The 12872-nt window shown below is 70.2% G+C and carries 13 protein-coding genes; 7 read left to right on the forward strand and 6 right to left on the reverse strand.

From position 1 onward, the window contains the following. A partial coding sequence (locus ACFFNX_RS26315) for an SDR family oxidoreductase (protein ID WP_378207711.1) occupies positions 1–420 on the forward strand: 420 nt, incomplete at its 5' end. A 21-nt stretch (positions 421–441) separates the two neighbouring features. Here the strand turns inward: ACFFNX_RS26315 and ACFFNX_RS26320 are convergent. From ACFFNX_RS26320 to ACFFNX_RS26340, 5 genes are all read right to left on the reverse strand, one after another. Continuing rightward, on the reverse strand, positions 442–801 hold the full coding sequence (locus ACFFNX_RS26320; protein ID WP_378207714.1) for a hypothetical protein: 360 nt from the start codon (positions 799–801) through the stop codon (positions 442–444). Positions 802–918: 117 nt separating this feature from the next. Continuing rightward, positions 919–2040, reverse strand: coding sequence for a YncE family protein (locus ACFFNX_RS26325; protein WP_378207716.1), 1122 nt, complete (start codon positions 2038–2040; stop codon positions 919–921). 28 nt (positions 2041–2068) lie between these two features. Then, on the reverse strand, positions 2069–3379 hold the full coding sequence (locus tag ACFFNX_RS26330) for an alkaline phosphatase family protein (protein ID WP_378207719.1): 1311 nt from the start codon (positions 3377–3379) through the stop codon (positions 2069–2071). Between the two features lie 401 nt (positions 3380–3780). Next, positions 3781–4671 carry an ROK family protein gene (locus ACFFNX_RS26335; RefSeq protein ID WP_378207722.1) on the reverse strand — a complete coding sequence of 297 codons (891 nt, stop codon included), beginning with the start codon at positions 4669–4671 and terminating at the stop codon, positions 3781–3783. Then, positions 4661–6064 (reverse strand): APC family permease, encoded by a 1404-nt coding sequence (locus ACFFNX_RS26340; protein WP_378207724.1) that lies wholly within the window; start codon positions 6062–6064, stop codon positions 4661–4663. The genes ACFFNX_RS26335 and ACFFNX_RS26340 overlap by 11 nt, the downstream gene beginning before the upstream one ends. A gap of 225 nt (positions 6065–6289) precedes the next feature. Between ACFFNX_RS26340 and ACFFNX_RS26345 the strand changes: the two genes are divergently transcribed. The 4 genes from ACFFNX_RS26345 to cimA all read left to right on the forward strand — a co-directional run bounded on the left by ACFFNX_RS26345 (position 6290) and on the right by cimA (position 11661). Then, a complete protein-coding gene (locus tag ACFFNX_RS26345; RefSeq protein ID WP_378207727.1) occupies positions 6290–7444 on the forward strand; it encodes an ROK family transcriptional regulator in 1155 nt (384 codons plus the stop codon). 60 nt (positions 7445–7504) lie between these two features. Continuing rightward, positions 7505–8551: a 3-isopropylmalate dehydrogenase gene (locus tag ACFFNX_RS26350; RefSeq protein WP_378207729.1), complete on the forward strand. Its 1047-nt coding sequence runs from the start codon at positions 7505–7507 to the stop codon at positions 8549–8551. 142 nt (positions 8552–8693) lie between these two features. Next, a complete protein-coding gene (locus ACFFNX_RS26355) occupies positions 8694–9791 on the forward strand; it encodes a branched-chain amino acid aminotransferase (protein WP_378207732.1) in 1098 nt (365 codons plus the stop codon). Between the two features lie 298 nt (positions 9792–10089). Beyond that, positions 10090–11661, forward strand: a complete 1572-nt coding sequence (gene cimA, locus ACFFNX_RS26360) for a citramalate synthase (protein WP_378207734.1) — start codon at positions 10090–10092, stop codon at positions 11659–11661. 4 nt (positions 11662–11665) lie between these two features. Here the strand turns inward: cimA and ACFFNX_RS26365 are convergent, their stop codons facing one another. Further along, positions 11666–12040, reverse strand: coding sequence for an antibiotic biosynthesis monooxygenase family protein (locus ACFFNX_RS26365; protein WP_378207737.1), 375 nt, complete (start codon positions 12038–12040; stop codon positions 11666–11668). Between the two features lie 285 nt (positions 12041–12325). Between ACFFNX_RS26365 and ACFFNX_RS26370 the strand changes: the two genes are divergently transcribed. Both ACFFNX_RS26370 and ACFFNX_RS26375 read left to right on the forward strand, forming a co-directional pair. Next, positions 12326–12511, forward strand: coding sequence for a hypothetical protein (locus tag ACFFNX_RS26370; RefSeq protein WP_378207740.1), 186 nt, complete (start codon positions 12326–12328; stop codon positions 12509–12511). A gap of 134 nt (positions 12512–12645) precedes the next feature. Beyond that, on the forward strand, positions 12646–12872 hold a 227-nt coding region (locus tag ACFFNX_RS26375), incomplete at its 3' end, for a hypothetical protein (RefSeq protein WP_378207743.1).

Below are 12872 nucleotides of genomic sequence, written 5' to 3' on the forward strand. Positions count from 1 at the left end.
CGGCTTCCCGCCGGCGGCTCGCTGACGTTCAGCTCGGGGATCCTCGTGGTCCGCCGGCTTCCCGCCGGCGGCTCGCTGACGTTCAGCTCGGGGATCCTCGTGGTCCGCCCCGCTCCCGGAATGACCGCCCCGCTGTCGGCCGCCGGGGCCGTGGAGACCCTCACGAGGGCCCTCGCCGTGGAGCTCGCCCCCGCGAGGCTGCGGGTGAACGCCGTCCGCTTCGGGCGGATCGACACCCCGCTCCTGCGCTCGCTGCCGGGGCTGGACTCCGACGACGGGGTCGCCGCCGCCGGCTCGACCGCGCCCCTCGGCCGCTTCGGCACCGCCGAGGAGGCGGCCGCCTCGGCCCTCTTCCTCATGGCCAACAACTACGTCACCGGCCAGATCATCACCGTCGACGGCGGTGAGGCCCTCGCCTGAGCCCGCCCGGCCGCCCCGCGGTCAGTCGGCCTTCCCGCACGTCGGGCACGGCACCTCGGCGTACCGGATGGGGGAGCGGTCGGTGTCGCACTCGATCTGGGCGACCGTGCCGGCGCCGAAGCACTCGGTGCACATGCCGACGCCGGCCACCATGCGGCGTACGGCGAGCTGTCTTCGGGTCGGGGGCAGGCCGCGGACGATGTCGTCGACCTCGTGCTCCTCGCAGTCGATGTGGACGTGTCCCGATCCGTGGCACTGCGGGCACTCGCCCATGCGCAGCACCTGCGGCGGCCGTCCGTCGAGCGTGACGAGCTCGCCGACCTCCAGGCACATGTCACACGGTGCCAGCACGCCCCCGAACGGCCCGTCGTCCTTGCTCACGATCGCCCGCCCCACCTGTGATCGCGCCCCATGCCGCACCTCCCCACTCAGCGTCCACAGCGGGGTTTCGCGCGTCAAGCCCCCGGCCGTGTGGCCGGGGGCCGAGAGACGGGTGGCTCACGGTGCCTTGGCGAACGCGATACCGAGCGGTGCGGCGTCGAGCGGCTTGGTGCCGGTGCCGCCCACGACCGTCGCGATCACCTTGCCGGAGGGCACGTCGATCACCGAGACGCTGCCGGAGAAGCCGTTGCCGACCCACGCCTCCGATCCGTCCGGCGTCACCGCGACCGACTCGGGCAGCTTCCCGACGCCGATCTCACTCGTGATCTTGCGGCTCGCGGTGTCGATTACCGCCACCGTGTTGTCGTTCATCTGCGTCACGTAGGCACGGGAGCCGTCGGGGGTCAGGTCGACCGCCCACGGCTGGTTCCCCGCCGCGATCCGCTGCCGTGTCCGGCCGGTGTTCGCGTCGATCACCGCCACCTTCCCGGCCATCGGCTCCGTGACGTACAGGGTCTTGCGCGCCGGGTCGACCGCGACCCCCTGCGGTCCCGCGCCGTCGTGGAAGGCGTCGATCACCCGGTCCTTCTTCACGTCGATGACGGAGATGCGATCGTCGCAGGTCACGTAGGCGCGGGCGCCGTCTCGGCTGAAGACGACCTGCCGGGGCGCCGTCCCCACCCGGATCTCGCGGACCACCGAGTCGGTCGCGGTGTCGATCACCGCGATCGTGTCGGCGCCGCCCGGCCCGCTGTCGCCGCCCGTCACGGCCACGTACACCTTCGTGCCATCGGGCGAGACCGCGACGTCCTTGGGGTACGGGCCGACGTGGATGGTCCGCTCGGTGTGACTGACGGCGTCGACGGCGAGCACGTCGTACTGGCCGGTGTCGGCGACGTACACCTTCTTGCCGTCCGGCGTCGCGGCCACCCCCTGGGCGGCGTCGGTCTTGATGTCCGTGGCCAGGATCGTGTGGGCCGCCACGTCGACGGTGGACACGTTGTAGCCGCCGGCCAGCGCGACGTACGCCAGGTAGCCGCTGACGGCGCGCTTGGCCCCAGGCGATGACGGCGCCTCCCATTTTGGCCCGCCGGGGGCGCTGTTCGTCGGGCTCGGCCTCGCCTGCGGTGACGATGATCCGGTCAGCCCGAGGGCGGCGCTCGCCGGCACGGCCAGCAGGACGATGCCCGCCGCGCCTCCTGCCACGAGGAGCCGCCGCCGTGAGATCTGCTTCAGCACGGTCGAAAGTCCCTTCTCGTCTACCGGTTCAGCCGCGCGGCCGCGGCCGCGAGCCCTTTTCCTGCCGTGGCGGTGTCTGGACCCCGCCGGGGAACTGCGGTGAGGGCAGCGTCGCGATCTCCTCCACGGCCTGCCTCAGCCGCCGCTTCGTGTGCGGCAGCCGCGGCGGGCGGGCGTGGGACCCCATCCCGAGCGCCGAGGTCAGGTCGCCGAACGCGGACCGGCGCCACGCGCTCAGGTTCGGGATCGCCACTCCGGTGAGCTGTTCGAGGAAGCGCAGCGTGGAGGTGTGATCGAACGCCTCGCGGGCGACCCACCCGCCGACGGTCCAGGGCGACACGATGACGCACGGCACCCGGAAGCCGCCGCCGATGGGCAGTCCCTGCACGAATTCGTCCGGTGTCCCCGGGGGCGGCACCGGCGGCGGGACGTGGTCGAACAGTCCGTCGTTCTCGTCGTAGTTGAGGATGAAGACCGTCTTGCGCCACACGTCCGGGTTGGACGCGATGGCGTCGATCTTGCTGGCCACGAAGTCCGCCCCGGCCGCGGGCGTGTAGTCGGGATGCTCGGACTGGTAACTGGTCGGGATTATCCACGAGACCGTCGGCAGCCGGTCGTGCGCCGCGTCGTACTCGAACTGTCCGGACGAATAGGTGCGCAACCCGTTACGGAAGAGCGGAGACCGCTCACTCGCGTTCTGGAATGAGGCGAAGTACTCGAGCACATTACAGCCGTAATTATCTACCTCCTGATATACCTTCCAATCAACGCCCGCCTCGGTGAGAGCCTCCGGATAGCTCTTCCATCCGTAGGGGATCGTGTCCTTGTTGCTGATGACCGGACCGCCCATGGTGCCGCCCGGATCGATCGTCCCGCTCATCAGGTAGAGCCGGTTCGGCCACGTCGGTCCCATCAGCGAACAATGATAGGCATCGCAGATGGTGAACGATTCGGCCAAGGCGAACTGAAAGGGGATGTCCTCGCGCGTGTAGTACCCCATCACATAGGGGCCGTTGGCGCCGTCGGCCGTCCGGTGCGCGGGCAGCCACTGGTCCATCTTCCCGTTGTTCCACGCCTGGTGCTGCACCGCCCACGCGTGGCTGGTCGACGGGATCGCCTGGGCGCTGGTCGTCCGGGTGTTCAGGTGGAAGGGCAGCAGGTAGCCGGCCGGGTTCTGCACGTCGGGCTGGTAGAAGACCGACCTCCCGGTGTCCAGGGTGATCGCGTCCGGATCGGAGAAGCCGCGAACGCCGGGGAGGGTCCCGAAGTAGTGATCGAACGAGCGGTTCTCCTGCATGAGAATGACGACATGCTCGATGTCGTGGAGTTTTCCGTTCACGTGTGCGGGTGTTTCGGCAACGGCGCGCCGCACGTTGGGTGGCAGGAATTCCGCGGCGAACGCCGCCGCGGCTGTGGCACCCGCGGCGCTGAACAGGCGGCGACGGGTCAAATCAGGCATCTAACACACGCTCCGACCCGCGGGCACCCTGAAATGCCATGGAAATAGGCAGATACGAGGGCCCGGCTTGACAGGATGAGTCAACGGACAGTGATGATCATCTGCCGGGACGTTAATGCGATTAAGTGCCCGAAGAATAGGGTTATGGCCGGAGTCGGACAGGCTTCGGGAAAGGGTCGTCCGAACCGTTGACGAGTCGGCGGCGATGTGCCGTATCCCGATGACAGGGGATCAATATCGTGCGCTCGCCGGGACTGCCGGGCAGGCCGGTGGACCGAGGCTCAGAGCGCCTCGACGGCGAGGGCGATGGCGCCGATGAGCGGGGCGTCGTCGAGGAAGCGCGCGGCCTCGACCGGCGGCGGGAACGGCACCGCCCGCGTGACCGCGCTCTGGATGGCGGGCAGGAAGGCGTTCGCCATGCCCCCGCCCACGACGACACGCTCGGGGTCGAGGAACGTGGCCAGGTTGGCCACGGTCATGCCGAGCGTGGCGGCGGCGTCGTCCAGGAGGCTCGCGATGGCCGGCTCGTCCCGGCCGGCGGCCAGGTCGACGGCGGTCACGGAGCGGCGCAGGAGGGTCGTGCCGCGCGCGGCCAGGCCGCTGCCGGAGATGTACTCCTCCAGCGGCGCGTGGCCGTGCGCGTACCCGGGCTCGCCCGGCTCCCGCAGCAGATAGCCGATCTCGCCGGCCGCGCCGTGCATGCCGGGCACGACGTGGCCCCCGACGATGAGGGCGGCGCCGGTGCCGGTGCCGAGGTTGACGTACAGGCCGACGTCCGTGCCCTGGAGCGCGCCCCAGTCGAGTTCGGCGGTGGCGGCGGCGTTGACGTCGTTCTCGATTCCCAGGGCGGTCACGCCGAGCCCGTCGCGCACGAACGCGGGCAGCGGCAGGTCGTCGAGCCCCCGTACGTTGGGCGCCAGGTGCACCCGCCCGTCGCGTACGACGCCGAAGGTCGAGATCCCGGCCGCCCGCAGACGCCCGGGCGTCTCGCCGGCCAGCCCGTGGGCGGCCTCGAGCGTCCGCCGCAGGACCTCCTCCGCGCCGTCCGCGGCGCGGGTCTCGATGCGGGTGGACCGCAGCCGTTCACCGGTCGTCGTGGCGGTGGCCAGGGCGACCTTGGTGCCCCCGAAGTCGATGCCGAGGACGAAACCGGCCGATTCGTCATGCGCCATGGACCGCCTCCTCGGCGTTCGTCAGGAACGACTCCTTGATCTCCTTGGGGCCGAACGGCCAGGTCCGCTCGGCGCGCGCCCAGACCAGGAAGGCCGCGACACCGACCGCGAGCCATGCGATGGACAGCAGGATCGGCTTGGTGCCGGCGGACTTGTAGATGTAGAGCCAGCCGACCAGCGCGACGATGCTGGGCAGTGGGTAGAGCCACATCTTGTACGGCCGGGGCAGGTCCGGCTGCCGCCGGCGCAGCACGGTCACCGCGACGATCTGGGCCACCGACTGGATGAGCACGAACACCGCGGTGAGCATGCTGATCACGTCGGTCAGCGTGAAGAGGCTGCCGATCGCCGTGATGATCCCCATCGCGAACAGGCCGGCGGTCGGGAAGTGCAGGCGCGGGTGCAGCCGTCCGAACCAGGACAGGAACACCTTGTCGCGCGCCGCGTTGTAGGGCACACGCGAGCCGCCGAGCAGCCCGGCGAACACGGAGGCGAACGCGGTGATGATGATCCCGACCGTGAAGACCTCCGCGGCGCCCTTGCCCCAGGCCCGCTCCAGCACCAGCGAGGCCACCGAACTGGAGTGCTCGGCCTGCTGCCACGGCACGACGCCGAGCACGCCCACCTGGAGCAGGAAGTACAGCCCCATGATCCCGACGATGGAGATGACGATCGCGCGCGGGATCACCCGGCCCGGGTCCTTGACCTCGGCGCCGAGGTAGGCGGCCGTGTTGTAACCGAGGTAGTCGTAGATGGCGAGGACCAGGCCCGCTCCCAGTCCGGTGAAGAACTTCGAGCCGCCGTTCTCAGGGAAGGTGAAGGCCAGGTGCGGACTGAAGTGCGTGAACGCGGCGAAGATCACGCCGAGCACGGAGATGAGCATCACCACGAAGAAGAACGAGGTCAGCCGGCCGATGTCGCCGATGCGCCGGTACAGCGCGATGACCACGAGCACCACGACGCCGAGGGCGACCAGGTGCCCCTTGGCGGACAGGCCGCCGCTGTGGACGAGCGGGTGCCACAGGTACCCGGCGTACTGCACGAGGCCGATCACGCCCGTCGACATGATCAGCGGGATGAACAGGACCGCCGACCAGACGAACAGGAAGGGCATGAGCCGCCCGGTGCGGTACTGGAAGGCCTCGCGGAGGTAGAGGTAGGTGCCGCCCGCGCCCGGCATGGCCGCGCCGAGCTCGGCCCAGACCAGGCCGTCGACGATCGCGATGATCGCGCCGACCACCCAGCCGAACATCGCCTGGGGCCCCTCCATCGTGCTGATCATGAGGGGGATGGTGACGAACGGCCCCACGCCGCACATCTGTGTCATGTTGACGGTCGTCGCCTGGAACAGTCCGAGGCGCCGCTCGAACGACGGCGCGGTGGGACCAGCCATGGATGCTCTCCGTTCACCGGGGGGGTCGCCATACCCAGGGAAGCTGCCTCCCCTAAAGGTAAGGGAGACTTCCTAACGAAGAAACCCGATCGGGGTCACCCAAGCTGGATCGTTCCGTGATATGCCAGCTTGTGGAATCGGCGGGGGAGGGGACAGGTGTCGAGCGAGACTGGTGGGACGGGGCGCGTCAATCCCACCGCGAACACCACGAGTGTGTTGCGGATCATGAACGAGCGGGCCGTGTACGACCGCATCCGTGTGCTCGGCCCGGTGTCGCGGCCCCAGCTCGCCGCCGCGACCGGCCTGTCCAAGCCGACGATCTCCCTGGCCCTGGCCGACCTGGAGCGCGCCGGGCTCGTGCTCTCCGTGGGGCATCGCACCGGGAACGCCGGACGCGCCGCGGCGCTCTATGAGATCCGGCCCGAGGCCGGCTGGGTGATCGGTCTGGACGTCGGCCGCGAGTGGATCCGCGCCGCGCTCGTCGACCTGAGCGGACAGATCGCCGTGCGGAAGGACGTCCCGGCGCGCGCCGGCGCCGCGAACGCGCTGATCGACCGGCTCGGCCGCATCGTCGACGACCTCGCCGCGTCGGCCGGCGGCGAGATCACCGACATCGTCCTCGCCACACCCGGCGTGCACGACGTCGACGGCCGCCGGCTCCGGCTCGCCCCGAACCTGCCCGGCTGGGACCGCCCCGGCGTCATCGGGCGGCTCGCGGAGCGGCTGCCGGCGCCGTTCGCGATCGAGAACGACATCGCGCTGGCCGCCCTGGGCGAGCAGGGGTACGGCCTCGGCGCCGGGCTGCGGCACTTCGTGTACGTGTCGATCGGCACCGGCATCGGCATGGGGATCATAGTGGACGGCGACCTGTACCGCGGCGCGAGGGGGGCCGCCGGGGAGATCGCGTTCCTGCCGATGGGCGAGACCGACCCGCTCGCGAACGCCCCGGGCACCCGCCGTCACGGCATGCTCGAATCGGTCGCCTCCGGCCCGGGCGTGGTCGCGACGGCCCAGCGGCTGGGCATGTCCGGCCGGATCACCGCCAAGCGGGTCTTCGACGAGGCGCGCGACGGCGACGAGGTCGCGGTGCACGCGGTCGCGCACGAGGCCGACCACGTCGCCCACGCCCTGGCCGGCGTCGTGGCGCTGCTCGATCCGGAGCTGATCGTGCTGGGCGGCGGCATCGGCGGCCACGGTGCGGACGTCCTCCTCGGCGCGGTCCGCGAGCGGCTGGAGACGATGACGCCGCTGGGCCCGCCGCGGATCGAGGTGTCGCCCCTGGGCGATGACGCGGTCGTGCTGGGCGCCCTGGCGACCGGCCTGGCCACCGCCCGCGCACGCGTCTTCGACCGGGCCGTCGCGGGCGACCGGTCCGCTTGATGCCGGTTCATGGTGTGAGACGAGTGTTCAGGCACTGAGACGCTCCGCTAAGGTACCCCCATGGCTTCTCGCAGCATCAGGCTCGCCGTGGTCCCAGGTGACGGCATCGGCCCCGAGGTCGTGGCCGAGGGCCTCAAGGTCCTCGACGCGCTCGGCCTCACGATCGAGCAGACGGTGTACGAACTCGGCGCCGCCTACTGGCACAAGACCGGTGAGGTGCTGCCGGACGCGACGCTCGAGGAGATCCGCGGCCACGACGCGATCCTGCTGGGCGCGGTCGGCGACCCGAGTGTGCCGAGCGGCGTCCTGGAGCGCGGCCTGCTGCTCAAGCTGCGATTCGAGCTCGATCACTACATCAACCTGCGCCCCGTGCGGCTCTACCCGGGCGTCGGCACGCCGCTGGCCGGCGTGCGGCCCGAGGACATCGACATGATGGTCGTGCGCGAGGGCACCGAGGGCCTGTACGCCGGTGCCGGCGGCGTCCTCCGCAAGGGCACCCCGCACGAGATCGCGACCCAGGAGAGCATCAACACCGCCTTCGGTGTCGAGCGGACCGTCCGCTACGCCTTCGAGCTCGCGGCCCGCCGGCCGCGCAAGAAGCTCACCCTCGTCCACAAGAACAACGTCCTGGTCTATGCGGGCGACCTGTGGGCGCGTACGGTCGATGCCGTGGCCAAGGAGTTCACCGACGTCGACGTCGACTACTGCCACGTCGACGCCGCGACCATGTATTTCGTGAGCCAGCCGGCACGTTTCGACGTCATCGTCACCGACAACCTGTTCGGCGACATCATCACCGACCTGGGCGCGGCGGTGGCCGGCGGCATCGGCCTGGCCGCGAGCGGCAACCTCAACCCCTCCGGCGCCGCGCCGAGCATGTTCGAGCCGGTGCACGGCAGCGCGCCCGACATCGCCGGGCAGGGCAAGGCCGACCCCACCGCCACGGTCCTGTCCGTCGCGCTGCTGCTCGACCACCTCGGCCTGGCCGACGAGGCCCGCCGGGTCGAGCAGGCCGTCGCCGACGACATCATCGAGCGCCAGGGCGCCTGGGCCGCACGCTCGACCCGCGAGGCCGGCGACGACATCGCCGAGCGAGTAGCCGGCTAGGGCGCGCCTTCCTTTCGGACATCTCCGGGCGCGCCCCACGGCGCGCCCGTTTCGCGCTGTCGTGACGAAGGAGATAGTAGGACGTCAAAATAAGAGAAGATGGGCAAGGGCGGCACGGGCCGCGCCGCGAGAGGACCTCCAGATGAGCAACACGTTCGACATCCGGCTCTCCCAGAACCGCACGCCGGCCGAGGAGCGGCAGCGGATCCTCGACAACCCCGGCTTCGGCCGGTACTTCACGGACCACATGGTGACCATCCAGTGGACCGAAGAGGAGGGCTGGCACGACGCGCGGCTGGAGCCGTACGGGCCGCTGACGCTCGACCCGGCGACGGCCGTCTTCCACTACGGCCAGGAGCTGTTCGAGGGCCTCAAGGCGTACCGCCAGGCCGACGGCTCGATCGTGACCTTCCGGCCGTACGCCAACGCCGCCCGCTTCAACACCTCGTGCGCGCGGATGGCGATGCCGCCGCTGCCCGAAGAGCTGTTCGTCCGCTCGCTGGAGCTTCTGGTCGACACCGACCGCGACTGGGTTCCGACCAATGCGGACTCCAGCCTCTACCTCCGCCCCTTCCTGATCGCCACGCAGCGCGGGCTCGGCGTGAACAGCCCGTCGTCCTCCTTCATGTTCGTCGTCATCGCCTCGCCCTCCGGCGCGTACTTCACCGGCGGCATCAAGCCGGTCTCGGTCTGGCTCTCGGAGGACTACACCCGTGCCGCTCCCGGCGGCACCGGGGCGGCCAAGTGCGGCGGCAACTACGCCGGGGCGTTCGTCGCCCAGTCCCAGGCGGTCCGCGAGGGCTGCGACCAGGTGGTCTGGCTCGACGCCAACGAGCACCGCTGGGTCGAGGAGATGGGGGGCATGAACCTCTTCTTCGTCTACGGCTCAGGGGCGGACGCCCGCATCATGACGCCCGCCCTCACCGGCACACTGCTCCCCGGCATCACCCGCGACTCACTGCTGCAACTCGCCCCCGACCTGGGGATCCCCGCCTCGGAGGGCCGCATCTCCACCGACGAATGGCGCGAGGGCAACGCCTCGGGCGAGCTGACCGAGGTCTTCGCGTGCGGCACCGCCGCGGTGATCACCCCTGTCGGGCGCGTGAAGAGCACGAGCGGCGAGTGGCTGGTCGGCTCGGGCGAGCCGGGCTCGGTGACCATGCGCCTGCGCGACGAGCTCGTCGGCATCCAGTACGGCGAGCGCACCGACTCGTACGGCTGGATCCACAAGACGGCGTGACCGTGAGCCGGTGACCCGCGTCCGCGGGTCACCGGCCGCCGGAGGTCCGGGCGGCGGCCGGCGCCGAAAGCGCGACCTGCTCGAATCTTGCTCCGTCTCAGAGTGTGGAACACGAGGTGTCACTTGCCGTACACATGTGGCAGACTCGGTCGCATCATGCGCTCCGGCCTTCTCATTATCGGCGGGCGCGTCGGCTGATAGCAGGACATCGCCGACGCGCAGACCTCTCACGTTCGTGAGGGGTCATTTTGCTTTTCGGAGCAGTGCGCCTCTCGTATCCCAAAGGACTCGATACCCCATGCAGGACGACGGCTTCCACGTCTACGACACGACGCTTCGCGACGGGGCCCAGCAGGAGGGCCTCAACCTCTCTGTGGCCGACAAGATCGCCATCGCGCGTCACCTCGACGAGCTGGGGGTCGGTTTCATCGAGGGCGGCTGGCCCGGTGCCAACCCCAAGGACACCGAGTTCTTCCGGTACGCCCGGACCGAACTCGATCTCAAGCACGCGCAGCTCGCCGCGTTCGGCGCGACCCGCCGGGCCGGCGCGAAGGCCGCGGACGACCCACTCGTGGCCGCGCTGCGCGAATCCGGCGCGCCGGTCGTGACCCTTGTCGCCAAGAGTCACGATCGGCACGTCGATCTGGCCCTCCGCACGACTCTGGAGGAGAACCTCGCGATGATCCGCGACACGGTCTCCCACCTGCGCGCGGAGGGCCAGAGGGTCTTTCTCGACGCCGAGCACTTCTTCGACGGCTACCGGTCCAACCCGGCGTACGCCCTGGAGGTCGTACGGGCGGCGGCCGAGGCCGGCGCGGACGTGATCGCGCTGTGCGACACCAACGGAGGGATGCTCCCGGACGAGCTGGCCGACGTGGTCGGGGCCGTCGCCGAGTCCGGGGCGCGCCTCGGCGTCCACTGCCACGACGACAGCGGCTGCGCGGTGGCCAACACGCTGGCGGCCGTGAGCGCGGGAGTGACGCATGTGCAGGGGTGTGCCAACGGGTACGGCGAGCGCAGCGGGAACGCCAACCTGTTCACGGTGGTCGGGAACCTCCAGCTCAAGCGGGGGTACGACCTCGGCGTCCGGCTCGGCGAGATGACGCGTGTGGCCCATGCGGTGTCGGAGGTGACGAACGTCGCGCCGTCGTCACAACAGCCGTACGTCGGGACCTCGGCGTTCGCGCACAAGGCCGGGCTGCACGCCTCGGCCGTCAAGGTCGACCCGATGCTTTACCAGCACATCGACCCCGAACTCGTCGGCAACGACATGCGGATGCTGATCTCCAGCATGGCCGGCCGGGCGTCGGTGGAGCTCAAGGGCCGTGAGCTGGGGTACGAACTGTCCGGCGAGAAGGCCAAGCAGGTCGTCGGGCGCGTCAAGGACCTGGAGGCCTCCGGGTACACCTTCGAGGCCGCGGACGCCTCGTTCGAACTCCTGCTGCGCGAGGAGGTCGAGGGCACGCGGACCCGGTTCTTCACCGTCGAGTCGTGGCGGACCATCGTCGAGCGCCGCACGGACGGGACGCTGATGAGCGAGGCCACGGTCAAGCTGTACGCGAAGGGCGAACGGATCGTCGCCACCGGCGAGGGGAACGGCCCGGTCAACGCCTTGGACCGCGCGCTGCGGCTGGCACTCGAACGCATCTACCCCGAGTTGTCCGCGCTGGAGCTCGTCGACTACAAGGTCCGCATTTTGGAGGGCACGCACGGCACAGAGGCACGGACGCGGGTGCTCATCGAGTCGAGCGACTCGACCGGGGAGTGGGGCACCGTCGGCGTCCAGGACGACGTCATCGCCGCGTCCTGGGACGCCTTGGAGGAGTCGGTGACGTACTGCCTCCTGCGCGCCGGCCACTCACCGGCCTGAGTCCTCAGCCGTTGGGTGTGGCGCGTTCGACGACCTCGTAGGACCACAGCTCGGAGCCGGTCGCCGCGGGGCCGCCGTGGCCATGGCCGTGCCCGTGGCCGTGGCCGTGGCCCTCGGCGGTGTCGCGTTCGGCGTCCGCCCGTGCCTGTTCGTGGCCCTTCTGGAACGACTGGCTCTCCGTCCAGCGCTGGAAGTCCTCCTCGCTCCGCCAGCGTGTGTAGACGAGGTAGCGGTCGTTGCCGCTGACGGGCCGGAGCAGGGCGAACTCCTCGAAGCCCTCGGCGTTCTCCACGAGACCGGCCCGTCCGGCGAACCGGCGCTCCAGTTCGGCGCGCATGGGCTCCGGAACGGTCAGGACGTTGATCTTCACGACGCTCATGAGGGCATTGTCGCGCGCTCCGTCCCCGCTGCGGATGAGGGGTGCCTTGTGCGCTGGTTATGAAGAGCCAACGAAGAGAAAATGTCCAATTTGTGCGACGTCGGGGTGTTCTTGGGATACAACACGTGCGTCTGCACGTGCAGATCCGCACGGATGTGAGTTTTCTCAGCGAAGCATGCTAAATAAGTGGCGGAACGGAAATGTCTGACGGCAGACTCTTCCTCCTGCGGCGCTGGGGGCGTCGCCACTACTTGTTTCTTGTTGATCCGGGGGGATGTGTCGGAGTTGCAGACTTCTCAGCACTGGTTGCGGTACGACCGCGACGTCGAACTTCTTTTGATCGCCGAGGCCAGCCGGCGGCTGACGATGCGCTCCGGCGACCAGGAGACGATGGAGTCCGTCATGGCCCTGCTGGAGCGCCAGCAGCACGTGGCCGCCTGCCGGGCCCTTGACCGCCCCATCGAGGTCTGAGGAGCACTCCACGCACCCGGATGGCCGCCGAGGAGAACGCCCCCGCCGAACCGTCCGGCCGCGGCGTGAAACCGTCCGCGCCGCATCGCCGTCGAATTCCGAGATGTCGGTAGAGATCGGAAGACGGTGAAACGGTGACGAACACTCCGGGCGACCCGGAAGCCTCCTGGGTCCCACCGGACCACGAGTCCCTCGGCGGACCCGCGAGCGACGCCCCGGCGGGAGGGAGCGCGGCGCCGACGCAGGAGACACCGGTCGGCGGGACCGGCGCCGCCGTAGCCGGCTCCGCGCAGGCGGAGGACGGCCCGCGTACCCGCGAGGATCTCAGGCCGCCGGCGATCTCCGCGGCACCGGCCTCCTC

The sequence above is a fragment of the Actinoallomurus acaciae genome (genome assembly GCF_042429965.1).
Taxonomy (GTDB): domain Bacteria; phylum Actinomycetota; class Actinomycetes; order Streptosporangiales; family Streptosporangiaceae; genus Actinoallomurus; species Actinoallomurus acaciae.